Annotated in this window: 20 protein-coding genes and 1 other RNA gene; 11 read left to right on the top strand and 10 right to left on the bottom strand. The window is 66.4% G+C overall.

Annotation, left to right across the window (positions count from 1 at the left end; translation table 11 throughout):
• Positions 1 to 67: 67 nt before the first annotated feature.
• From ACCQ01_RS17950 to rph, 8 genes are all read right to left on the bottom strand, one after another.
• Positions 68 to 466: an XVIPCD domain-containing protein gene (locus ACCQ01_RS17950; protein WP_014508836.1), complete on the bottom strand. Its 399-nt coding sequence runs from the start codon at positions 464 to 466 to the stop codon at positions 68 to 70.
• A 28-nt stretch (positions 467 to 494) separates the two neighbouring features.
• Positions 495 to 1820: a Xaa-Pro dipeptidase gene (pepQ, locus tag ACCQ01_RS17945; protein ID WP_228431161.1), complete on the bottom strand. Its 1326-nt coding sequence runs from the start codon at positions 1818 to 1820 to the stop codon at positions 495 to 497.
• A 211-nt stretch (positions 1821 to 2031) separates the two neighbouring features.
• Positions 2032 to 2376: a PilZ domain-containing protein gene (locus ACCQ01_RS17940; protein WP_042597600.1), complete on the bottom strand. Its 345-nt coding sequence runs from the start codon at positions 2374 to 2376 to the stop codon at positions 2032 to 2034.
• On the bottom strand, positions 2373 to 4802 hold the full coding sequence (locus tag ACCQ01_RS17935; protein ID WP_228431159.1) for a DUF1631 domain-containing protein: 2430 nt from the start codon (positions 4800 to 4802) through the stop codon (positions 2373 to 2375). The genes ACCQ01_RS17940 and ACCQ01_RS17935 overlap by 4 nt, the downstream gene beginning before the upstream one ends.
• A gap of 67 nt (positions 4803 to 4869) precedes the next feature.
• A complete protein-coding gene (hemW, locus tag ACCQ01_RS17930) occupies positions 4870 to 6027 on the bottom strand; it encodes a radical SAM family heme chaperone HemW (protein WP_228431157.1) in 1158 nt (385 codons plus the stop codon).
• Between the two features lie 16 nt (positions 6028 to 6043).
• Positions 6044 to 6643 (bottom strand): RdgB/HAM1 family non-canonical purine NTP pyrophosphatase, encoded by a 600-nt coding sequence (rdgB, locus tag ACCQ01_RS17925; protein ID WP_040940726.1) that lies wholly within the window; start codon positions 6641 to 6643, stop codon positions 6044 to 6046.
• Complete coding sequence (locus tag ACCQ01_RS17920; RefSeq protein ID WP_228431155.1) at positions 6640 to 7032, bottom strand: VOC family protein; 393 nt, start codon at positions 7030 to 7032, stop codon at positions 6640 to 6642. The genes rdgB and ACCQ01_RS17920 overlap by 4 nt, the downstream gene beginning before the upstream one ends.
• Entirely contained in the window at positions 7029 to 7754 is a 726-nt protein-coding gene (gene rph / locus ACCQ01_RS17915) for a ribonuclease PH (protein ID WP_011038353.1), read from the bottom strand. Before rph ends, ACCQ01_RS17920 begins: the two co-directional genes overlap by 4 nt.
• A 112-nt stretch (positions 7755 to 7866) precedes the next feature.
• Between rph and ACCQ01_RS17910 the strand changes: the two genes are divergently transcribed.
• The 4 genes from ACCQ01_RS17910 (at position 7867) to ACCQ01_RS17895 (ending at position 12348) form a co-directional block, all read left to right on the top strand.
• Complete coding sequence (locus ACCQ01_RS17910; RefSeq protein WP_228422779.1) at positions 7867 to 8727, top strand: YicC/YloC family endoribonuclease; 861 nt, start codon at positions 7867 to 7869, stop codon at positions 8725 to 8727.
• Between the two features lie 152 nt (positions 8728 to 8879).
• Positions 8880 to 9491, top strand: coding sequence for a guanylate kinase (gene gmk / locus ACCQ01_RS17905; RefSeq protein ID WP_011038351.1), 612 nt, complete (start codon positions 8880 to 8882; stop codon positions 9489 to 9491).
• A 244-nt stretch (positions 9492 to 9735) separates the two neighbouring features.
• Complete coding sequence (gene rpoZ, locus ACCQ01_RS17900; RefSeq protein WP_002812428.1) at positions 9736 to 10035, top strand: DNA-directed RNA polymerase subunit omega; 300 nt, start codon at positions 9736 to 9738, stop codon at positions 10033 to 10035.
• Positions 10036 to 10176: 141 nt separating this feature from the next.
• Entirely contained in the window at positions 10177 to 12348 is a 2172-nt protein-coding gene (locus ACCQ01_RS17895) for a RelA/SpoT family protein (protein WP_050911301.1), read from the top strand.
• 55 nt (positions 12349 to 12403) lie between these two features.
• Here the strand turns inward: ACCQ01_RS17895 and ACCQ01_RS17890 are convergent.
• Positions 12404 to 12478, bottom strand: a non-coding RNA gene (locus ACCQ01_RS17890) — sX9 sRNA.
• A 61-nt stretch (positions 12479 to 12539) separates the two neighbouring features.
• Positions 12540 to 13409 carry a LysR family transcriptional regulator gene (locus ACCQ01_RS17885; protein ID WP_012437489.1) on the bottom strand — a complete coding sequence of 290 codons (870 nt, stop codon included), beginning with the start codon at positions 13407 to 13409 and terminating at the stop codon, positions 12540 to 12542.
• A 296-nt stretch (positions 13410 to 13705) separates the two neighbouring features.
• Here ACCQ01_RS17885 and kdgD point away from each other — a divergent pair, with 296 nt between their 5' ends.
• The 7 genes from kdgD (at position 13706) to ACCQ01_RS17850 (ending at position 22499) form a co-directional block, all read left to right on the top strand.
• Positions 13706 to 14623: a 5-dehydro-4-deoxyglucarate dehydratase gene (gene kdgD, locus ACCQ01_RS17880; RefSeq protein WP_042597610.1), complete on the top strand. Its 918-nt coding sequence runs from the start codon at positions 13706 to 13708 to the stop codon at positions 14621 to 14623.
• Positions 14623 to 16203 (top strand): aldehyde dehydrogenase (NADP(+)), encoded by a 1581-nt coding sequence (locus ACCQ01_RS17875; protein ID WP_228431153.1) that lies wholly within the window; start codon positions 14623 to 14625, stop codon positions 16201 to 16203. Before kdgD ends, ACCQ01_RS17875 begins: the two co-directional genes overlap by 1 nt.
• Before the next feature lie 114 nt (positions 16204 to 16317).
• Positions 16318 to 17682 (top strand): MFS transporter, encoded by a 1365-nt coding sequence (locus ACCQ01_RS17870; protein WP_228431151.1) that lies wholly within the window; start codon positions 16318 to 16320, stop codon positions 17680 to 17682.
• Positions 17683 to 17701: 19 nt separating this feature from the next.
• Positions 17702 to 19057, top strand: coding sequence for a glucarate dehydratase (gudD, locus tag ACCQ01_RS17865; RefSeq protein WP_228431149.1), 1356 nt, complete (start codon positions 17702 to 17704; stop codon positions 19055 to 19057).
• Between the two features lie 77 nt (positions 19058 to 19134).
• Positions 19135 to 20406 (top strand): OprD family porin, encoded by a 1272-nt coding sequence (locus ACCQ01_RS17860; protein ID WP_228431147.1) that lies wholly within the window; start codon positions 19135 to 19137, stop codon positions 20404 to 20406.
• Positions 20407 to 20439: 33 nt separating this feature from the next.
• A complete protein-coding gene (gene garD, locus ACCQ01_RS17855) occupies positions 20440 to 21981 on the top strand; it encodes a galactarate dehydratase (RefSeq protein ID WP_228431145.1) in 1542 nt (513 codons plus the stop codon).
• 137 nt (positions 21982 to 22118) lie between these two features.
• Entirely contained in the window at positions 22119 to 22499 is a 381-nt protein-coding gene (locus tag ACCQ01_RS17850) for a RidA family protein (protein WP_011038342.1), read from the top strand.

Genomic DNA, 22499 nt, shown 5'->3' with positions numbered 1-22499 from the left:
CAAAGCGGCGCGTGCGCGGTCGATGTGACCGTGCCTGGCGCGTCGCAAGCATGACGCGCCGCCGGTTTCATTGACCCAGCTGCGGCGTCTGCGTGCGTTCTGGCTGTTGCAGTGCCTCGCCAGATGCAGCGATCTGCCGCGCACGCTCGAAGGACTGTTCTTCGGGCGTGGCCAGTGCCTGCTCGGTTTTCATGTGCGCGCGCAGATGCGCCGGGTTGGCTGGGTCGCCCTGTACCACGAACACGTTTTCGCCGCCGTGCACGCCGGTCTTGTTCGCTTCGCTCATCAGCACGTGATCCACGCGCGACAGCCCGCCTTCTTTGGCCAGGGGCAACAAGGCAGCGGTCAGTCGCGCACTGGTCTGGTCTGGGGCGCGCCCGTGCGCGGCGTCGATCCCATGCACGCCGCGTTCGATCTGCTGGTACATCGGGTGGTCGGGGTGCGAGGTCTGGCGTGGATCGTTCATGGCGATGCTCCGTGCTGTGCAGTGCGAATCAGTGTGCGGCAAACACCGGGCGGGTCAGGTTTTCCGGATCGCCGTCGGTGCAGGCCACTTCGTCTTCGATGCGGATGCCGCCGTACGGCGCGAACTGCGCCACGCGGTCCCAGTTCACGCTGGCGGCATGGCCGTTTTTCTTGACCTCGTCCAGCAGCATGTCGATGAAGTACACGCCGGGCTCGATGGTGACCACCATGCCTGGTTCGAGGACGCGGGTCAGGCGCAGATACGGGTGGCCGTCCGGGCGCTCGATGCGCCCGCCGCGATCGCCGGCTGCAAACCCGGCCACGTCATGCACCTGCAGGCCGATCAGGTGGCCGAGGCCATGCGGGAAAAATGCGGCGCTGACGCCGGTGGCCAGTGCGGCTTCGGGCGAAACCGTAATGATGCCGAAGTCGTGCAGGATGCCCATCAGCGACAGGTGCGCGTCCACATGCAGTTGCTTGTAATCCACGCCGGCACGCACCGCGTTGCCCATGCGCAGCTGCGCGGCATCCACCGCATCGATCAGCGCCTGGAACTCGCTGCCGGCATCGGCGGCGTAGGTGCGGGTGATGTCGCTGGCATAGCCATGCGCCGAGGCGCCGGCATCGATCAGAAAGCTGCGCAGTGGCTGCGGCGCCTGCCGGCCGAGTTCGGTGTAGTGCAGCACCGCACCGTGTTCGTTGAGCGCGATGATGTTGCCGTACGGCAATTCGTTGGCGTCCTGGCCGACTGCGCTGCAGTACGCCATGTGGATGCCGAACTCGCTCTGGCCCGCGCGGAACGCAGCCTCGGCGGCGCGGTGGCCACGCACCGCCAACTGCTGCGCCAGCCGCATGAGGGCCAGTTCGTAAGGTGTCTTGAAGGCGCGTTGGTAGTCCAGGAAGTCGAGCACCGCGGCCGGGTTGTTGGGCACGCACGCGCCCAGCGCACTGGCGGCTTCGCCCAGGATGGCGCAGCGCTCGGTGCGGGCGGGCAGCAGCGGCAATGCGGCCTCCGGCGTGCGGATGATGTGGATGTCGCAGTGCTCCACCCACCAGCCGCTGGGCGCGTCGGGCACCACGTGCCAGTAGTCGAACGGCTGATAGAAAATCACCGTCGGCCGCTTGCCGGGCGTGTAGACCAGCCAGCTGTGCGGCATGCGGGTAAGCGGCACCCAGGCCTTGAACTGCGGATTGACCGCAAACGGGTAGTCGCGGTCGTCGAACAGCTGGTAATGCGTGGTGCCGCTGGGAATGACCAGATGATCGAAGCCGCCACGCTGCAGCGCCTGGTCGGCGCGCGCGGTGAGCGTGCGCAGGTGGTCGGAATACAGGGCGCTCAGGGATGGCTGGGTCATACGGGCTCGATCGGCGTTGCAAGGCAATGCGCAATTTTGCCGCAATCGTTGTGAGGCTGTCCTGGTGCGGCGAGCGTGAGCTGCGCAGCTGGGGGAGTTGGTTGCGTGCCGCCGCCGCCGCCGTGCATCTGCCCGCCGGGTGCTGTCATGCATTCACCTGGGGCGCTGCAACTCCGCGCGAACGCGTCAGGCATCGGCGCGCCCCCGAGCGCTAGACCAGATGCTCTTCCGCAATCCAGGCGCGCAGGCGTTGGCGGTGCGGCTCGGACATGGTCAGGAAACGGAAGCCAGCCCAGGCCTGGCCTGGTGCGTGGGCCGCCTCGGACCACAGCAGGTGCACGCCGACATCGATTTCGGTGGCGCGGCCGGCGCGCTCGGGTAGGGCGAACCGCAGCTGATACAGCGCATCGTCGTGCAGCGGTACCGAGGCTAGCAGCAGCATGCCGGTTTCCGAGACATTGCCCAGCCGGCCGATCTGCGCCTCGCTGAGCATGTCGGTGACCGGCACCAGGTCGATCGGCTGACGGCGTGGGGCGCGGCGGGTGTCCTGGATCATGCGCGCGCCTCTGTGTCCGCTGCAGTGGATTGGCCGGCCAGCGTGCGCAGCGTGCGCACAGTGGCGTGCCAGGCGCGATCGATCAGCCGCGATTTTTCTTCGACCAGCAAACGCACCTGGCCGGCGGCCATTAGCCGTGCCAGGCCGTCGAGCGAATGGTCGGCCACTTTTTGCCCGCGTTGATTGACGAACAGTGCGTGGTCGGTCATCGGGCTGTACCAGGACAGCCGCTGCCGGCGCAGATCGCCTTGCTGATTGACCACGAACTCGAACCAGGTGCCGAACGGCAGGCTGCGCAGCTGCGTGTAGCAGGCCTCTTCCTCCGAGGAACGCGGCACTGCGTTCTGCTTGCGCGCCGCGCTGTCGCCTTGATCGCCCAGGCGCGTGCGTGCCTTGAGCTTGGCGGTCAGCTCGGTGCGCGAGGTCAGCGCGTCTTCGCCGCCGGGCGTGGAAAGGCGGCGCGCAATCGCCGCCGCTTCATCGCCGTGGTAGCCCACCTGCAACAGCGCGGCTTCCACCTCGCTGCCCAGCGCGGTATCGGTGGGTTGATCCTTGGTGCGGCAGGTGACCTCGGCGATCCGGGCGGTCAGCGCCTGGCGCTCGTCCCATTCCGGCGACTGCTCGCCCTGGCGCAGCAGGGTGAGCGTGAGCACATCCGACCAGGCCTGGCGTAGTAGCGATTGCACAAAGCGCGGAGGCGGAGCCGCGTCCTCGCAGACCTGTTCGATACGCGCCTGCGCCTGCTGCTTGGCCGATTCCAGCCGTTCCTTGCCGCGTGCGGCGTCCACATGCCGCCGCTCGGCCACCTCGGCCTTGCGGGCCAGCGTGCGCAGATGGCTCTGGATGTCCTCGTTGGCGGCGGCGAACACCGCTTCATCGCCCTGGTAGGTATGCACGATGCTGTCGACCGCAGTGCCCAGTTTCTGCAGTAGCTGCGGGTCGACGTCATCTTCGCCCAGCCACACGGCGCCGGACTCGGCCACGGTGTTGAGCAACTCGCGCACCGGGTGCTGGTCGCGCACGAAGAAATGCGCATCGGCCAACGCGGCGCGCACGACCGGTACCTGCAACTTGGCCAACAACGCCTGCGCCGGGGTCTGCTCACGCACCTCGCGCTGCATCTGTGCGTAGAGCAGGCCGAGCAGGTCGAAGGTGTCGGTCTCCTGCGCCGACAGCGCAGCCTGCGGCCCGTGCTGGGTACGCAGTACGTCCAACAGCTGGCGCTGGATTGCCTCGATGCCGGCCGGTGCAGCGGTCGACGCGGCGGCAGGCGCAGCCATGGCGCCTTGCAGGCTGGCCAGTGCCGCGTTGAGCGCGGCCTTGGGCACGGCGGTAGCATGCGGCTGCGCGCTGGCGGAGTGTCCGGCGGCCGTCGCTGCGGCGGTCATGGCGCCTGGCTGCGCGAGCGACGAGGGCGTTTGCATATTTCCCGACTGCGCTGCACCCGCCTGGCCCTGGCGCGCGGACGACATCAGCCCGCCGAGCGCCTGCACCGCATCGGCCAGCGCCGGTGTGGTCGCTTGATCTTGCGCTGCAGTCGATGCCGGCGAGGGCGCTGCGGACGGTTCAATCAAGGCGCTCTGCCAGGCGGTCGGCGCAGCCTGGCCGCTCCACCCGATGGCTGGCCGTGACGCCGGCGTGCGCTTGCCCGCGCCCACGTCCTTGGTCATGCCCTGCGCAGCAGGAGCGGACCGGCGGTTTTGCACCTGTGTCGGCTTGACCAGATAGGGGTGATAGATCAGCCCCGGCAGGATGCCTTCGTGGGCCAGCGTGGCGTTGATGCGCTCGAACAGATCGCCCAGGCGCTCGATCACCTGGCGTTCGAACACGCGATACAACGTGAGCTGGCCGTCCAGACTCAGGCCCAGCGTCTCACCGCAGTGGCGCAATACCCGGCACAAGGCCCAGGGGCCCAGCGGCACCGCTTCCAGTTCGAATTCGGGTACCGCGCCGACCACCGCCAAGCGCTGCGCCAGCAACTGCAACACACCGGCACGTCGCGCGGTTTCGCGGCGCGCGATGTCGTTGAGCACGATGTCGCGATCGATGTCGGTGTCTTCCACCAGCGTCAACATCTGCGGATGCGTAGGCGCGTCGGCCACTGGCGCAGCGGCCTTGGGCGCGCGCAGTTCGGCCAGCGCCTGCGCCAGGTGGTGCAGGAACGCCTGCGGAAACCGCTCCACATGCTCGCGCAACCCGCGCATCTGCGCATACGCCTCGGCCTGCTGCTGGCTGTTACGGGCGAATTCGGCCTGGTGCAGCAGTTCGCGCTCCAGCTCGACAATGGTCAGCCGCAACGGGCCGCCCAGGGTTTGCGCGCATTGCGCATGCACGGCGGCCAGCAGGCGGCGGCGACGCGCAGACACCGGGGCGTCGGCAATCGGGCCGGTGAGGGCGTGCGGCAGGGAAGAAGCGGGCGTGGACATCCGTGCAGGGCTCGTTTCGAAGCGTGAGCTATGTAGCACGTTTCGCCAGCGACCGCCCGCGTCCGGCTCAGGGCAGGAACAGCTCCACCACGTCGTTGGTGAAGCGCCGGCCCAGCTCGGTCGGCACGATGCGGCCATGCTGTTCGACCAGCCAGCCCTGCGCCATTGCGCGTGCCAGCGGTGCCTGCAGCACCTGCGCCGGCAGACCGGTGCAGGCTTCGAAATCGCTCAGCCGGAAGCCTTCGTGCAAGCGCAGCAGGTTGAGCATGTATTCGAACGGCAGCCGCGCGGCGGGCACGTGCTCATCGCCGCCGATCGATGCCGCGCTGCCGGCACTGGCCAGATAACTCTGCGGATGCTTGTGCTTCCAGCGCCGCAACACCTGTTGCTCGGCACCGGAACTGATCTTGCCGTGCGCGCCGGCACCAATGCCGAGATAGTCGCCAAACCGCCAGTAATTGAGGTTGTGCGCGCACTGCCGCCCGGGCTGGGCATAGGCGCTGACTTCGTACTGCGCATAGCCGGCCGCGGCGAGTAGGCGTTGGCAGTGCTCCTGCATATCCCAGGCGTCGTCGTCATCGGGAATGCCTTGCGGCGGGCGCGCGAAGAACACCGTGTTGGGTTCCAGCGTGAGCTGGTAATGCGACAGGTGCGTAGGTTGCAGGGCGAAGGCGCGTTCCAGATCGTGCTCGGCCTGCGCCAGCGTCTGCTCGGGCAGCGCGTACATCAGGTCGATGTTGAAATTGTCGTAGCCGGCGTCCTGCGCCAGCTTGATCGCGCGCTCGGCTTCGGCGCTGTCATGGATGCGCCCCAGGCGCTGCAATGCCACGTCGTCGAAACTCTGCACGCCGAAGCTCAACCGGTTGACCCCGGCCGCACGGTACCCGTCGAAGCGCCCGTGCTCGGCGGTCCCCGGATTGGTTTCCAGGGTGATTTCCAGATTGGGCGCAAAGCGCAGGCGCGCGGCGGCGGCCTGCAGGAAGCGATCGATCGCTTCGGGCGGAAACAGGCTGGGCGTGCCGCCGCCGAAGAACACCGAGTGCACCACGCGGCCCCACACCAGCGGCAGGTCCGCATCCAGGTCGCGGATCAGCGCATCCACGTAGTCGTCGAACGGCAGCGCGCCCTTGGCCGCATGCGAATTGAAATCGCAGTACGGGCATTTGCGCACGCACCAGGGCAGGTGCACGTACAGCGCGAGCGGCGGTGGGATCAGGTCGGGCACAGCGGCGTGTCGTGGATCAAAGTGACAGGGCGTGCAGCTTGTGCTGCAGCGTGGCCAGCGCTACTGCGCGGTGGCTCAGGCGGTTCTTCAGCGCGGTGTCCATCTCGGCGGCGGTCAGGCCGTGCACCGGGTCCAGGAACACCGGGTTGTAGCCGAAGCCGCCGGTGCCGCGCGGTGCGGTGGTGATCACGCCTTCCCAGCTGCCTTCGGCGATCAGCGGTTGCGGATCTTCCGGGTGGCGCAGCAGCACGATCACCGCATAAAACCGCGCGCTGCGGCGCTCGGCCGGGATCTCGCGCATGGCCTCGAGCAGCTTTGCGTTGTTGGCGTTTGCATCGGTCGGGCTGCCCGCGTAGCGCGCGCTGTACAAACCGGGCGCACCGCCGAGTGCATCGACGATCAACCCGGAGTCGTCGGCCAGTGCCGGCAGACCGGTCACCGCGCTGGCGTGGCGTGCCTTGATCAAGGCGTTCTCGACGAAGGTGAGCCCGGTTTCGGGCACATCCTCCACGCCGAGCTCGCCTTGCGCCACGATCTGCAATGGCAGATCGGCGAGCATGGCGCGCAGTTCTTCCAGCTTGCCGGCGTTGCCGCTGGCCAGGACCAGGTGTTTCATTGCTTGGGCTCCAGTAGATCCCACTTGGTGCCGTACAGGTCGCGGAACACGGCCACGGTGCCATACGGTTCTTCGCGCGGGGTTTCCAGAAATTCCACGCCAAACGCCTGCATCGCAGCGTGGTCGCGCCAGAAGTCGTCGGTGTAGAGGAAATGATCCACGCGCCCGCCGGTCTGGTCGCCGATCCGCGCTTGCTGCGCGGCGTCGGCCGGCTGCGCAAGCAGCAAGCCGGCGTCCTGCGCGCTGCCCGGGCCGATCACCACCCAGCGTTTGCCCTCGCCGAGCGCGCGGTCTTCCAGCACCTGGAAGCCCAGTGCGCCGGTGTACCAGGCAATCGCCGCGTCGTAATCGGCAACCAGCAAGGTGGTCAGGGCAATGCGGCGCTTCATCCGGCGAGTGCGGCGCGTTGCAGTTCGAACAATTCGCCCACGCCCTTTTCGGCGAGTGCGAGCAGGGCGTTGAGTTCGTCACGGCGGAAGGCATGGCCTTCGGCGGTGCCCTGCAACTCGATGAAGCCGCCACCGTCGTTCATCACCACGTTCATGTCGGTATCGCAGTCGCTGTCTTCCGGGTAATCCAGATCCAGCACCGGCTCGCCGCGGTAGATACCCACCGAGACCGCAGCCACTGCGCCGATCAGCGGATGCTTCTTGATGTCGCCACGCTTGAGCAGCAGGTTCACCGCGTCGGCCAGCGCCACGTAGGCGCCGGTGATGGCGGCGGTGCGAGTGCCGCCGTCGGCCTGCAGCACGTCGCAGTCCAGGGTGATGGTGCGTTCGCCCAGGGCATTGCGGTCGACGCAGGCGCGCAGTGCGCGGCCGATCAGACGCTGGATTTCCAGCGTGCGTCCGCCCTGCTTGCCGCGCGCGGCTTCGCGGTCGGAGCGGGTGTGGGTGGACCGCGGCAGCATGCCGTATTCGGCAGTGACCCAGCCTTCGCCCTTGCCGCGCAGGAAGTTCGGCACGCGGTTCTCCACGCTGGCGGTGCACAGCACGCGGGTATCGCCGAAGCTGACCAGCACCGAGCCTTCGGCGTGACGGGTGAAGGCGCGTTCGATGCGCACGGGGCGCAGCTGGTCGGCCGTGCGGCCGCTGGGACGGGAGAAGGACATGCGTTGGATCCGGAAGTCGGGAGGTGGTCGTCAGGCCAGTACGCGGCGGGCTGCTGCCGGCCGGCATGGCCTGCTAGGGTACCATTCGCGCTTTGCAGGCACTGGACTCACGATGATCCGAAGCATGACCGCGTTCGCCGGCGGCGAACGCATCACGCCATGGGGCACGCTCGGTTGCGAGCTGCGCTCGGTCAACCACCGTTTTCTTGAAGTGGGCGTGCGCCTGCCCGAAGAATTGCGTGCGCTGGAGCCGCTGTTGCGCGAGCGCGTGGCGGCCCGCAACAGCCGCGGCAAGCTGGACCTGGCGCTGCGCCTGCGCGCGCCCGACAGCGGCCAGGCACTGGCCGTCAACGAGGCGCTGCTGCAGGAACTGGGCGCGCTCGCCACGCGGTTGGATGCAAGCATGCCCAAGCTGCAGGTGAGCTTCACCGATCTGCTGCAGTTGCCTGGCGTGTTGCAGGTGCAGGATGTCGATGCACCGGCGCTGCAGGCGCAGGCGCTGGCGTTGCTGGACGAGGTGGTGTCCGGGTTTGTGGCCGCCCGTGAGCGCGAAGGCGCCAAGCTGGCCGAGGCGATCAGCGAGCGCGTGGATGCCATCGAGCGTATTGCTGGCGAAGTGCGCACGCTGATTCCGGTGATCCGCGAAGGCCAACGCGCCAAATTGGCGGCCCGCCTGGCCGATTTGCCGCATCCGGTGGACCCGGGCCGCGCCGAGCAGGAACTGGTGCTGTGGCTGCAAAAGCTCGATGTGGATGAAGAACTGGACCGCCTGTCCAGCCACATCGGCGAGATCCGGCGCGTGCTCAAGCAGTCCGAGCCGGTCGGGCGGCGCCTGGATTTCCTGCTGCAGGAATTCAACCGCGAAGCCAATACCCTAGGCTCCAAATCGGTGGACAGCCGCACCTCCAACGCGGCGGTGGACCTGAAGGTGTTGATCGACCAGATCCGCGAACAGGTGCAGAACATCGAGTAGCCGAGATTGGTGATTGGGGATTCGGGAGTGGTTGAGAGCAAATCCCGTGCCCCGGCGGACGGCGGCCAATACCGGTAGCATATCGACCCCGGTGGTACCGGTCCGCAGCACGTTCGCGACTCCCGACTCCCCAATCCCGAATCCCTGACCCTATGCGCGGCACCCTCTATATCGTTGCGGCCCCTTCCGGCGCCGGCAAGAGCAGCATCGTCAACGCCACCCTGGCGCGTGACCCCAAGATCGCCTTGTCGATCTCCTTCACCTCGCGCGCGCCGCGCCCGGGCGAGCGGCATGCCGAGCACTACCATTTCGTCTCTGCCGAGGAATTCCAGGGCATGATCGAAGCCGGTGACTTCTTCGAGTACGCGCTGGTGCATGGCGACTGGAAAGGCACCGCGCGGCAGTCGGTGGAGCCGCAGCTGGCGGCCGGGCACGATGTGCTGCTGGAGATCGATTGGCAGGGCGCACGCCAGGTGCGGCAGAAGGTGCCGGACGCGGTGAGCGTGTTCATCCTGCCGCCGTCGCGCCAGGCGCTGGACGAGCGTATGCGCAAGCGCGGGCAGGACAGCGAGGACGTGATGGCGCAACGCCTGGCCGCCGCCCGCGAGGAAATGCTGCATTTCGAGGAATTCGACTACGTGATCATCAACGAGACCTTCGACACCGCGGTGTCGGAGATGTGCGCGATCTTCACCGCCAGCCGGCTGCGTCGGCAGGCCCAGCAGCAACGCCATGCCGGGCTGATCCAGGCGTTGCTGGACTGAATCTGCCAGCTAGCGGGCGGGGCACCGCATAGTGCCGGCCCGCTGCTCGCCGCATCGAACTGGGCGCAGCAGGCAGCGCCAACGCGCGCCGCAGCGTCACACGCCAGCGGCCGCAAGCCGCCCCAAGCGGCTGATTCCAAAGGAAACTGAATAAGCACCGGTTGCCGCCACCGCGACCCGGGCGTACACTCCGCCCCCTTTCCCTCATTCGATGCGCGGCCGTTGCTGGTCGCCGGGAGCCCGCATGGCCCGCATTACCGTAGAAGATTGCCTGGAAGTCGTGAACAACCGTTTTGAGCTGGTCATGATGGCCTCCAAGCGTGCGCGTCAGCTCGCCAACGGCGTGCAGCCGCTGATCGAGAACGCCGACGCCAGCGACAAGCCCACCGTGATGGCGCTGCGCGAAATCGCCGCACGCCGGATCGACAATGCACTGATCGATGAAGTCGAGAAGGCCGAGCGCGAGCGCGCCGAGCGCGAAGCCCTGGAATGGGCCGCCGCCGAAGTGGTCGCCGACGAAGACATGTCCAAGAACGACGACTGATCCAGGCGCGCGATCGCCTGCATCGTTGCGATCGATCCAAGCAGCCCGCCTTCGCGGGCTGTTTTCGTTTTGACCGTGTGTGCAGTGAGTAAGTGCATGCAACCGTTTGCCGTCACTGCCGCGCTGGCATAGTCTTCCGGCATGAACCCAGGCCCCACTGCCCAGGCGACCGTTGCGACCGCTGCGTCTACCGACGCGGCCATTCCCGACTACGTCCTGCACCTCGAACGCGCCGCCAGCTACCTTCCCAAGGAGCAGCTGCCGATCCTGCGCCGTGCGTGGGAAGTTGGCGCCAGCGCGCATGCCGGCCAGACCCGCAAGTCGGGCGAGCCCTACATCACCCATCCGGTTGCCGTGGCCGGTGTGCTGGCCGAGCTCGGCCTGGACATGGAATCGCTGATTGCCGCGATCCTGCACGACACCATTGAAGACACGCCGCTGACGCGCGAAGAACTGGCGTCGGAATTTGGCGAGGCGGTGGCCGAGCTGGTCGATGGCGTCACCAAGCTGGACAAGCTCAAGTTCCGCGACCGCCAGGAAGCGGCGGCGGAAAGTTTCCGCAAGATGTTGCTGGCGATGTCGCGCGACCTGCGCGTGATCATGATCAAGCTGGCTGATCGTCTGCACAACATGCGTACGCTGGGCGCGCAGAGCACCGAAGCGCGCGGCCGCATCGCACGCGAAACGCTGGAAATCTACGCACCCATTGCCCAGCGCCTGGGCATGAGCCTGATCAAGTCCGAGCTGCAGAACCTGGGCTTCCGCGCGCTGTATCCGTGGCGCCACGCCATCATCGAAAAACACATCCGCAGCCAGCCGGTGGTGCGGCGCGAATCGATGGCGCAGGTGGAGGTGCAGCTGTCGCAGCGGTTGGCCAAGGAAGGGCTGGAGCATCGCCTGGTCAGCCGCATCAAGACGCCCTGGAGCATCTATTCCAAGATGCACGAAGAGAACAAATCCTTCGACCAGGTGATGGATGTGTTCGGCTTTCGCCTGGTAGTGCGCTCAGTGGCCGATTGCTACCACGCACTCGGCGCGGTGCATGCCACCTTCAAGCCGCTGGACGGGCGCTTCCGCGATTTCATCGCCATTCCCAAGGCCAACGGGTATCAATCGCTGCACACGGTGCTGTTTGGGCCATACGGCTCACCGATCGAAGTGCAGATCCGTACCGAAGAGATGGACCTGATCGCCGAGCGCGGTGTCGCTGCGCATTGGACCTACAAGGTCGGCTCCGCTGCGCCCAATAGCGCGCAGAGCCGTGCGCACGACTGGATCGTGGAGCTGATCGATTCGCAACGCGCGGCCGGCTCGTCGCTGGAATTCCTGGACAACGTCAAGGTCGATCTGTTCCCGGACGAGGTCTATCTGTTTACGCCCAAGGGCAAGATCCTGGCGCTGCCGCGCAATTCCACCGCACTGGATTTTGCCTACGCGGTGCATACAGATGTGGGCAACCGCGCGGTCGCCTCGCGCGTGGACAAGAAGCTGGTGCCGCTGCGCACCAAGCTGGTCAGCGGGCAGGCGGTGGAGATCATCACCGCGCGCTCGGCCACGCCCAAGCCGCAGTGGCTGGAATTCGTGGTCAGCAGCAAGGCGCGCACGGCGATCCGGCACCAGCTCAAGCAGCTCGAACACGAAGACGCAGTGCAGCTGGGCCATCGCATGCTCGACCGCGCGCTGGAAGCGATGGACAGTTCGCTGGAGCGGCTGCCGAAGGGGCGCCTGGATGCGTTTCTCAACGAGCACCGCTACCCGCGCCTGGAGGCCTTGCTGGCCGATGTAGCGCTGGGCAACTGGATGCCCACCCAGGCCGCGCAGGCATTGATGGCTTACGCCGAGTTGCGCGGCGGCGGCCATTCCAAGCATTCGCACGAAAAGATCCTGATCGATGGCAGCGAGCGTGGCGTGATCAGCTTCGCCAATTGCTGCCAGCCGATTCCCGGCGACGAGATCATGGGCTACCACACCGCCGGCAAAGGCATCGTGGTGCACCGGCTGGACTGCCCCAACCTGGCCGAGCTGCGTAAATCGCCCGAACGCTGGGTGCCGATCGACTGGGACTCCAATGTCACCGGCGACTACGACACCGCGCTGGTGGTGGAAGTGGAAAACCGCACTGGCGTGCTCGCGCAGTTGGCTGCGGCGATCGCGCAGAGCCAGTCCAACATCGAGCGGGTGGATTACCTGGACCGCGATTTCAATGCGGCGGTGCTGCGCTTCAACATTCAGGTGCGCGACCGCCGCCATCTGGCCGAGGTGATGCGCCGCCTGCGTCGGCTGCACGTGGTGCAGAGCGTGGGCCGGCAGTAGCCGCGCACCACTGCGGCGCATGTCGGCGCAGGCCGGCGATGCGCCACGCTTAAGCGGCTAACAAAACGTAGCGAGCAGCCGTCAGGTAGGTGCGGACGGCGCGGAGAAACCGGCGTCTACGTAGGTACATGCCGATTTCGAGCACCGGCCGCGCCCGCCTGGCGGCTGCGCAGTCGTTTTGATAGCTGCTTTTAGTGGATGAAGTTGCGCAAGGCCGGGTTGTCGTTGTCCTGCTTCCAGACCAGATGCAGTTCCACTGGCGTTGCCGGCGCGTCGTCCTGCAGCGGCAGATAGACGATGCCCGCATAGCGCAGGCCACTGGCACCTTCCGGCACCAGCGCCATGCCCATGCCGCCGCGCACCAGTGCCAGCACCGAATGGATCTGGCTGACGTATTGCACCGAACGTGGCGCGATCCCGCGCGCGCCGAATAATTGCGCAAGCAGGTCGTAGAAATACCGCGCTTCGTCGGGCGCGTAATTGACCAGCGGTTGCTGGTCGAAATCCTGCAGACGCAGGCTGCCACGCTGCGCGAGCGGCGAATCCTCGGCCAGCGCGGCAATCAGCGGCTCGCGCGCCACACACCGGCTGCGCAGGCCCGGCCGCTGGATCGGTGGACGCAGCAGGCCGATGTCCAGCCGGCCGGCATCCAGCGCATCGAGTTGCGCCAGGCTGACCATCTCCTTGAGTTGCAGATCCACATCCGGCGCCTCGCTGCGCCAGCGTGCGATCGCCTCCGGCAAGAAGCGGTAGCTGGCGCCGGCAGTGAAGCCCACCGACACGCTGCCGGCGTCGCCTGCACCAATGCGGCGCGCCCGCAGCCCGGCGTTCTCGGCCAGGCGCAGGATCGCGCGCGCCTCGGCCAGCAGGCTGCGTCCGGCCTGGGTCAGCCGCACATGGCGGCTGTTGCGCTCCAGCAGCGGCGTGCCGACGTTGTGTTCCAGCAGCTGGATCTGCCGGCTAAGCGGCGGCTGGGTCATGTTCAAACGCTCGGCCGCGCGCCGGAAATGCAGCTCGTCGGCGACCGCGACAAAGCAGCGCAACTGTTGCAGATCGAACATGGCGCTATGACCTCTCGACGCTCGCTGGCGGGCAATTCGATGCTGCAACTGCAACATCGGCGGGCCCGCAATGCAGATGAATACGGCGCAGGTGACACCGACAGCCGTACTGAAAGCGGCTCACGTAATTACAGTGCCGCCAAAAACCGTTGGAAAAGCAGGTATTTGCGATGGACTAGCACCAATCGTGGCTCGATCGATTCAATTTATGTATCAAACAATACGTCCTTTGGTTTGGACCGGCAACGATGCGTCTTCCTAGCATCACTCCACCCCCGCCTAGGACCGTTCGCCTCATGAGCAGCAGATACACACCTTCGGAAATGGCCCAAGCGCTTGGTGCCGGACTCCTGTCGTTCCCGGTGACGCACTTCGATGCCGACATGGCTTTCGACGAGCCCGCCTACCGCAGCAATCTGGACTGGCTGTCCTCGCACCCGGCCGCCGGGTTGTTTGCTGCCGGCGGCACCGGCGAGTTGTTTTCGCTGACCCTGGACGAAGTGGACCGCGCAGTGCGCGCGGCCGTGACTCAGACCGCCGGGCGCATGCCGGTGATCGCGCCGGCCGGCTACGGCACCGCGATCGCCGTGACCATGGCGCAGGCGGCCGAGCGTAACGATGCCGATGGCATCTTGCTGTTTCCGCCGTATCTCACCGAATGCGATGCCGACGGCGTGGCCGAGCATGTCGAGCGCGTCTGCAAGGCGACCTCGCTGGGCGTGATTGTCTACGGCCGCGCCAATGCCCGGCTCGATGACGTGGCGCTGGCGCGGGTGGCCGAGCGCTGCCCCAACCTGGTGGGCTACAAGGACGGCATCGGCGATGTGGACCGCATGACGCGTATCTACGCGCGGCTGGGCGATCGCCTGCTCTACGTCGGCGGCCTGCCGACGGCCGAAACCTTTGCGCTGCCGTACCTGGAAATGGGGGTGACCACGTATTCGTCGGCCATCTTCAATTTCCTGCCGGAATGGGCGCTGTCGTTCTATGCGGCAGTGCGCGCGCGCGATCACGCCACCATCTACCGCGAGCTCAACGACTTCGTGCTGCCGTACACCGTGCTGCGCAATCGCCGCGCCGGCTATGCGGTGTCGATCGTCAAGGCCGGCATGCGTGCCGTGGGTCGCCCGGCCGGCCCGGTACGTACGCCGCTGGCCGATCTGACCGAAGACGAATTCGCCCAACTCACGCAGCTCATCGGAGGGCGCCGCTGATGCACGCGATCCTGGGTGAATCGTTGATCGGCCAGCGCAGCGTGCAGGGTGCCGGCGTTGCCTTGCAGGGCGTGGACGCGACCACGGGCGAGGCGCTGCAACCGGTGTTCGGCTCGGCCACCGCGCCGGATGTGGAGCAGGCCTGCGCGCTGGCGCAAGCGGCCTTCGATCCTTACCGCGAGACCACGCTGGAGGCACGTGCGCAGTTTCTGGAGACCATCGCCGAGCAGATCCTGGCGCTGGGCGATGGCCTGATCGAACGGGCCATGCGCGAAAGCGGCCTGCCGCGTGCACGCCTGGAAGGCGAGCGTGGGCGCACCGTGGGCCAGCTACGCCTGTTCGCCAGCGTGGTCCGCGAAGGCAGCTGGCTGCAGGCGCGCATCGACCCGGCACTGCCGCAGCGCACGCCGTTGCCGCGTGCAGACCTGCGCCAGCGGCACATCGCGCTGGGGCCGGTGGCAGTGTTCGGCGCCAGCAATTTCCCGCTTGCGTTCTCGGTGGCCGGCGGCGACACCGCTTCGGCGTTGGCGGCGGGCTGCCCGGTGGTGGTCAAGGCGCACAGCGCGCATCCGGGCACCTCCGAACTGGTGGGCCGCGCGATCCAGGCGGCGGTGGCGCAGTGCGGGTTGCCGGAGGGTGTGTTCTCGCTGTTGTTCGATGCCGGCATCGAGATTGGCGCGCAACTGGTCGCCGACGCGCGGATCAAGGCGGTGGGGTTCACCGGCTCACGCGCCGGAGGCATGGCGCTGATACAGATTGCCGCCGCACGCCGCGAGCCGATTCCGGTGTATGCGGAAATGAGTGCGATCAACCCGGTGTATCTGCTGCCGCAGGCGTTGCAGGCACGCGCACCGGATCTGGGCAAAGCGTTTGTCGGCTCGCTGACCTTGGGCGCCGGCCAGTTCTGCACCAATCCCGGTCTGCTGCTGGCGATCGATTCGCCGGCGCTGGATGCGTTTATCGCATCGGCAACGCAAACGCTGCAGGCGGTGTCGCCGGCAGCAATGCTCACCGCAGGCATCGGCCAGGCCTATGCGCAGGGTGTGCAGCGTCTGGCCGCGCATCCGAAGGTCAGCACACTGGCACGTGGTGCCGCACCGGAAGCCGGGCGCTGCCCTGCGGCATTGTTCGGCACCGATGCCGACGCATTTTTGGCCGATGAAGCGCTGCAGGCCGAAGTGTTCGGTGCGTCGTCGCTGCTGGTGCGCTGCAAGGACGGCGCGCAGTTGCGTGCCCTGAGCGAACACCTGGAGGGGCAACTCACCGCCACCGTGCACATGGCGGCGGACGACATGGCGCTGGCCGAATCCCTGCTGCCGGTGCTGGAGCGCAAGGCCGGCCGCATCCTGTTCAACGATTGGCCCACCGGTGTGGAGGTCTGCCACGCCATGGTGCACGGCGGCCCGTTCCCGGCCACCTCCGACAGCCGCAGCACCTCGGTGGGCACGCTGGCGATCGACCGCTTCCTGCGCCCGGTCTGCTACCAGGACCTTCCGGCCGAACTGCTGCCCGCGGCCGTGGCAGATGGCAATCCACTCAAGTTATGGCGACGCGTCGATGGCGCGCTGGGACACGACTAAGCACGCTGCACACGCCCCTGCCTGAGGCGTGCCGGAGGAGGGTCCGGCACGCCATTCCCAGGCGCCCTGAAGTATCGAAGCGCATTGCGCTTCCATCGTCATAGGTGAGGAACGATGATGGCTCCCGATTCGAAGACAGTTCCGCGCAGGCGTTATCTGATCTTGCTGATGTTGTTCGTGGTGACCACGATCAACTATGCGGACCGCGCCACCTTGTCCATTGCCGGCTCCGCCGTGCAGGACTCGCTGGGCATCGATGCACTGCAGATGGGTTTCATTTTCTCGGCATTTGGCTGGGCCTATGTGGCCGGGCAGATTCCGGGAGGCTGGTTGCTCGACCACTTCGGCTCACGGCGCGTGTATGGCCTGTCACTGCTGACCTGGTCGCTGTTTACCGTGCTGCAGGGATTTATTGGCTGGGTGCCGGTGGCCTGGGCGGTCACCACCTTGTTCGTGCTGCGCTTTCTGGTGGGCATCGCCGAAGCGCCCTCGTTCCCCGGTAACAGCCGCATCGTGGCGGCGTGGTTTCCCACGGCCGAACGCGGCCTGGCCGCCTCGATCTTCAACTCCGCACAGTACTTCGCCACCGTGGCCTTCGCGCCGCTGATGGGCTGGCTGGTGCATGCCTGGGGATGGGAGCACGTGTTCCTGGTGATGGGCGCGGCCGGCGTGCTGCTGGCTGCGCTGTGGAGAAAGACCATCTATGCACCGCGCGAGCATCCGCGCTTGTCGGCGCAGGAACTGGAGTACATCCAGCGCAACGGTGCGCTGGTGGACATGGAGCAACGCAACATGCCAAGCCAGCACGTCAAGGGAGCGCAATGGCATTACGCCAAGCAGCTGCTGGGCAATCGCATGTTGCTGGGCGTGTACATCGGCCAATACTGCATCACCACGCTGACGTATTTCTTTTTGACCTGGTTCCCGGTGTATCTGGTCAAGGAGCGTGGCATGTCGATCCTCGAGGCAGGCTTCGTTGCCTCGCTGCCGGCGGTGTGCGGCTTCATCGGCGGCGTGCTGGGCGGTTACGTGTCCGATCGCATGGTGCGGCGCGGCTACTCGCTCACCGTGGCGCGCAAGACGCCGATCGTGGTTGGCATGTTGATGTCGGTGACGATGATCGGCTGCAACTACGTGCAGGCCGAATGGATGGTGGTCGGCTTGATGGCGCTGGCGTTCTTCGGCAAAGGCATTGGCGCGCTCGGCTGGGCGGTGGTGGCCGACACCTCGCCCAAGGAAATCGCAGGGCTGTCGGGCGGCCTGTTCAACACCTTCGGCAACATGGCCGGCATTACGACGCCGATCGTGATCGGCTACATCGTCTCCACCACCGGCACCTTCGAGTGGGCCCTGGTGTTCGTTGGATTCAATGCCTTGCTGGCGGTGGTGTCTTACCTGGTGGTGGTCGGCCAGATCAAGCGGGTGGAGCTGAAGGCGCCGCCTGGCGGTCCGTCCATGCCCCTTCCTGCAGCGCTGTGACTCACGCGGAGATCCTTCAATGAACATCCATTCTTCAAGTGCGCGCAGCAGCGCGACACCACGCATCACCGACGTGCGCGTGGTGCCGGTCGCCGGGCAGGACAGCATGCTGCTGAACCTGAGCGGCGCGCACGCACCGTACTTCACCCGTAACGTGCTGGTGCTACATGATTCCTCCGGGCGTATCGGCGTGGGCGAAGTGCCGGGCGGCGAGGCGATTGCCGCGCTGTTGCGCGAGGCCGCCGGGTTGATCCTTGACCGGCCCATCGCCGACTACCAGCGCATCCTCAATCAGGTGCGCGCAACCTTCGCCGACCGCGACAGTGCGGGCCGTGGCCTGCAGACCTTCGACCTGCGCATCACCATCCATGCGGTCACCGCGATCGAGTCGGCATTGCTGGACCTGCTTGGGCAATTTCTGGAGCAACCGGTGGCCGCGTTACTAGGCGAAGGCCAGCAACGCGACGCGGTGGATGTGCTTGGCTATCTGTTCTTCATCGGCGACCGCCGCAAGGCCAGCGTGGCCTACCGCGATGGCAGCGGCGCGCGTGATCGCTGGGAATCGCTGCGTGACCAGGAGGCATTGACCCCCGAGGCCGTGGTTGCACTGGCGGAGGCCGCCTACGACAAATATGGCTTCCGTGATTTCAAGCTCAAGGGCGGCGTGCTGCGCGGCGAGCAGGAGATCGAGGCCATTCGCGCCTTGCATGCACGCTTCCCGCAGGCGCGTATCACGCTCGACCCCAATGGCGCGTGGTCGCTGGAGCAGGCCATCGCGCTGTGCCGCGATCTGCACGGCGTGCTGGCGTATGCCGAAGACCCATGTGGTGCGCAGGATGGGTATTCCGGGCGCGAAGTCATGGCCGAGTTTCGGCGTGCCACCGGCCTGCCCACGGCCACCAACATGATCGCCACCGATTGGCGCCAGATGGGCCACGCCATCCAGCTGCAATCGGTGGATATTCCATTGGCCGATCCGCATTTCTGGACGCTGCAAGGTTCGGTGCGCGTTGCGCAGATGTGTCGCGATTGGGGCCTGACATGGGGTTCGCATTCCAACAATCACTTCGATATTTCGCTGGCCATGTTCACCCACGTGGCCGCCGCCGCACCCGGGCGCGTAACGGCGATCGATACGCACTGGATCTGGCAGGACGGTCAACGCCTGACGCACGCGCCGTTGACAATTGCAGGCGGCCAGATCCAGGTGCCTGCCAAACCGGGCCTGGGCATCGAGCTGGACATGGACGCACTGGATGCGGCGCATCGCACCTATCAGAGCCTGAGCCTGGGTGCCCGCGACGACGCGGCAGGCATGCAGTGCCTGATTCCAAACTGGGCATTCGACAACAAGCGTCCGTGCCTGGTGCGCTAGCTGTGGCGTTGCAGGCCAACATGGGTGCATTGCGCCAGGTTGCATGCACCGCTTCACCACCGCGGAGGGCGGTTGACATGAAACACGTACTGGCACTCGGCAGCGCCGCTCTGCTGGCGGTTGGTGCCGCCGGGCGCGTACGCGCACAGGCACCGGACGATGGGTTCTGGGATGGCGCGGGCGTGGACGTCACTGCGCTGAACTTCTATTACAACCGTGACTTCCGCAGTGGCGAAGGGCAGGGCAAGCGCGCCGAATGGGCGCAGGGCTTCGTGGTGGACGCCAAGAGCGGCTACACCCGCGGTCCCGTCGGTGCCGGCCTGGATCTGCTCGGCATCGGCGACTTCAAGCTCGATGGTGTGCGCGCCGAGGGCGGCACCGGCTTGCTGCCCAATAACGACGATGGCACTGCGCAACACGCGCTGATGCGGGTGGCGCCCACACTCAAGCTGCGCGCCTCGCAAACCGAATTGAAGTGGGGCAGCTTCATTCCCAACGAGCCGCTGGTACGCGCCAGCATCACCCGCATCATGCCGGAGACGTTTCAAGGCGTGACGCTGGAATCCAAGGACGTGCCCAAGCTCGATCTGCTGCTCGCGCGTTTCACCAGTGCCTGGTATCGCGACGGCGATTCGCGCGTGCCGATCACCTTGACCAACAAGAACCGCCGTTTTCTGGGGACCCCGGATGCGGATGCGTTGAATCTGGTGTCGGCCACCTACAGCGTTGCGCCCGGCACGCAGCTACGCTATCAGGGCGCGCTGATGGAAGACATCTACCGCCAGCAGCTCTACAACCTGATCCAGACGCACGCCTTCGGCAAGGATCAGTTGCGTGTAGACCTGCGCTATTTCCGCACCGATGACGTCGGCCAATCGCGTGCCGGGCCAATCGACAACCGCATGTTCAGCAGCATGGTGTCCTGGCGCACTGGCGGGCATGAATTCGGTGCCGGCTATCAACGCCTGTCCGGCCCCAGCGCCATGCCCTGGCCAGGCGGTACCGACGGCAATGTCTTCAATTGGACCTTCATCAACGACTTTCTCGAACGCGGCGAGCGCAGCTGGCAGCTGCGCTACAGCATCGATGGCAAGAGCATCGGCATCCCCGGGCTCAGCGTCATGGCGCGCTACATCCACGGCGATGACGCGCGGCCTGCGACCTATGCAGGCGAAGGCCGCGAGTGGGCGCGTGACGTGCTCACTACCTACCGGTTTCAGAGCCCGCGTCTCAAGCATTTCAGCGTGATCTGGTTCAACGGCACGTTTCGCTCCAACTACCAGCGCAACGTCGACGAGAATCGATTGATTCTGCAATACAAGCGCCAGTTCGATACGCCTGGCCAATGATGTTCCTCCCCCTGTTTGCAAGGTAAGCCCATGATGTCCGCCACCCAGCAACTGCCGCGCTGGCTCAGTCTGCAAGCGCATCCTCAGGACAACGTCGCCATCGTCGTCAACGATGGCGGTGCGCCGCCGGGCGCCACGTTCCAGGACGGGATGACCGCGATCGAGCACATTCCGCAAGGTCACAAGATTGCATTGCAGGCGCTGCGCAAGGGCGCGGCAGTGCGCCGCCTGGGCGCGGTCATCGGCACTGCGGCCGACGACATCGCACGCGGCGCCTGGGTCAGCGAGCAGTTGCTGGAGATGCCCACCGCACCGGAACTGGCAGCACTGGATCTGACGCCGCAGCCACCGGCTGCTGCCGCGCCACTGGAGGGGTACACGTTCCAGGGCTATCGCAATCGCGATGGCAGCGTCGGCACCCGCAACATTCTCGGCATCATGACCAGCGTGCAGTGCGTGGTGGGTGTGCTGGGCCATGCGGTTGCGCGGATCCGCGCCGAACTGCTGCCCAAGTACCCCAATGTCGATGACGTGGTGGCGATCAATCATGTCTACGGCTGCGGCGTGGCCATCACCGCGCCCGAGGCCATCATTCCCATCCGCACGCTGCGCAATATCGCGCGCAGCCCCAACTTCGGCGGGCAGGCGTTGATCGTTGGCCTGGGCTGCGAAAAACTCGCGCCCGAGCGCCTGCTGCCGGACGATGCCAGCGCCGACGACAGCGGCATCTATCGGCTACAGGAGGCCAGCCTGGGCTTCGCCGACATGGTTGGCTCGATCATGCAGATGGCCGAAGAACGGCTGCGCCACCTCGACACCCGCCGCCGCGAAACCGTGCCGGCCAGCGAGCTGGTGGTGGGCATGCAATGTGGTGGCAGCGATGCGTTTTCAGGGGTCACTGCCAACCCGGGCCTGGGCATCGCGGCCGACCTGCTGGTGCGTGCTGGCGCGACCGTGATGTTTTCGGAAAACACCGAAGTGCGCGATGGCATTCACCTGCTGGTGCCACGCGCCGCCAATGCCGAGGTCGCCAAGGCGCTGGTGCGCGAGATGGCTTGGTATGACGCCTACTTGGCGCGCGGCCAGGCCGACCGCAGCGCCAACACCACCCCGGGCAACAAGAAGGGCGGGCTGGCCAATATCGTGGAAAAGGCGATGGGCTCGATCGCCAAGTCCGGCTCGTCGCCCATCAACGGCGTGGTGCCGCCGGGTGAGCGGGTCAAGGGGCGCGGCTTGCAGTACTGCGCCACGCCTGCCAGCGATTTTGTCTGCGGCACCTTGCAGGTGGCCGCCGGCATGAACCTGCACGTCTTCACCACCGGGCGTGGCACGCCGTACGGGCTGGGCATGGTGCCGGTGATCAAGGTGGCCACGCGCACCGAGCTGGCGCAGCGCTGGTCCGATCTGATGGATATCGATGCCGGTGGCGTGGCGAGCGGGGCCAAGACGCTGGACCAACTCGGCTGGGAACTGTTCCAGCGCTATCTCGATGTAGCCAGCGGGCAGCGCACCTGGACCGAGCAACACCGCCTGCACAACGACCTGGCCTTGTTCAATCCGGCGCCGATCACCTGAGCGCCGGCTGCCGAGGATGGCTGATGGCCGCCGAGCGCTGCCGCGTAGGGCGCGTCGGCGGCGGCCACGCTGCCATGGCCCGTGCCTGGCGTGCGCCGATACAATGGGCGTTCGTTTTCAGTGTTGACGGAGTTCCCATGTCCCAGATCATCCATACCGATCAGGCGCCTGCCGCCATCGGTCCGTATTCCCAGGCCGTGCGTGCCGGCAACACCGTGTATTTCTCCGGGCAGATTCCGCTGGACCCGGCCACCGGCGAAATCGTGCCCGGCGACATCGGCGCGCAGGCGCGGCGTGCGTTCGACAACCTCAAGGCCGTGGCCGAAGCGGCGGGCGGCTCGCTCGACAAGATCGTACGTTTGGGCCTGTACCTGACCGATCTGGGCCAGTTCGCCGCCGTCAACGCGGTGATGCAGGAATACTTCCAGGCGCCGTTCCCGGCGCGCTCGACCATCGAGGTGTCGGGCCTGCCCAAGGGCGCTGGCTTCGAGGTCGACGCAGTGATGGTGCTCGACTGA

Origin of the sequence: Xanthomonas sp. NCPPB 4037 (assembly GCF_041475695.2) — a bacterium.
Taxonomy (GTDB): Bacteria; Pseudomonadota; Gammaproteobacteria; order Xanthomonadales; family Xanthomonadaceae; genus Xanthomonas; species Xanthomonas campestris.
This window is presented reverse-complemented; position numbering and strand designations above follow the sequence as displayed.

Coding starts and splice junctions, on each gene's coding strand:
- ACCQ01_RS17940 (WP_042597600.1), bottom strand. CDS start 2,376: ATGATCCAGGACACCCGCCGCGCCCCACGCCGTCAGCCGATCGACCTG.
- ACCQ01_RS17950 (WP_014508836.1), bottom strand. CDS start 466: ATGAACGATCCACGCCAGACCTCGCACCCCGACCACCCGATGTACCAG.
- rpoZ (WP_002812428.1), top strand. CDS start 9,736: ATGGCCCGCATTACCGTAGAAGATTGCCTGGAAGTCGTGAACAACCGT.
- ACCQ01_RS17935 (WP_228431159.1), bottom strand. CDS start 4,802: ATGTCCACGCCCGCTTCTTCCCTGCCGCACGCCCTCACCGGCCCGATT.
- ACCQ01_RS17895 (WP_050911301.1), top strand. CDS start 10,177: ATGAACCCAGGCCCCACTGCCCAGGCGACCGTTGCGACCGCTGCGTCT.
- ACCQ01_RS17850 (WP_011038342.1), top strand. CDS start 22,119: ATGTCCCAGATCATCCATACCGATCAGGCGCCTGCCGCCATCGGTCCG.
- ACCQ01_RS17860 (WP_228431147.1), top strand. CDS start 19,135: ATGAAACACGTACTGGCACTCGGCAGCGCCGCTCTGCTGGCGGTTGGT.
- rdgB (WP_040940726.1), bottom strand. CDS start 6,643: ATGAAACACCTGGTCCTGGCCAGCGGCAACGCCGGCAAGCTGGAAGAA.
- gudD (WP_228431149.1), top strand. CDS start 17,702: ATGAACATCCATTCTTCAAGTGCGCGCAGCAGCGCGACACCACGCATC.
- garD (WP_228431145.1), top strand. CDS start 20,440: ATGTCCGCCACCCAGCAACTGCCGCGCTGGCTCAGTCTGCAAGCGCAT.
- rph (WP_011038353.1), bottom strand. CDS start 7,754: ATGTCCTTCTCCCGTCCCAGCGGCCGCACGGCCGACCAGCTGCGCCCC.
- ACCQ01_RS17875 (WP_228431153.1), top strand. CDS start 14,623: ATGCACGCGATCCTGGGTGAATCGTTGATCGGCCAGCGCAGCGTGCAG.
- ACCQ01_RS17910 (WP_228422779.1), top strand. CDS start 7,867: ATGATCCGAAGCATGACCGCGTTCGCCGGCGGCGAACGCATCACGCCA.
- gmk (WP_011038351.1), top strand. CDS start 8,880: ATGCGCGGCACCCTCTATATCGTTGCGGCCCCTTCCGGCGCCGGCAAG.
- ACCQ01_RS17885 (WP_012437489.1), bottom strand. CDS start 13,409: ATGTTCGATCTGCAACAGTTGCGCTGCTTTGTCGCGGTCGCCGACGAG.
- ACCQ01_RS17920 (WP_228431155.1), bottom strand. CDS start 7,032: ATGAAGCGCCGCATTGCCCTGACCACCTTGCTGGTTGCCGATTACGAC.
- pepQ (WP_228431161.1), bottom strand. CDS start 1,820: ATGACCCAGCCATCCCTGAGCGCCCTGTATTCCGACCACCTGCGCACG.
- ACCQ01_RS17870 (WP_228431151.1), top strand. CDS start 16,318: ATGATGGCTCCCGATTCGAAGACAGTTCCGCGCAGGCGTTATCTGATC.
- kdgD (WP_042597610.1), top strand. CDS start 13,706: ATGAGCAGCAGATACACACCTTCGGAAATGGCCCAAGCGCTTGGTGCC.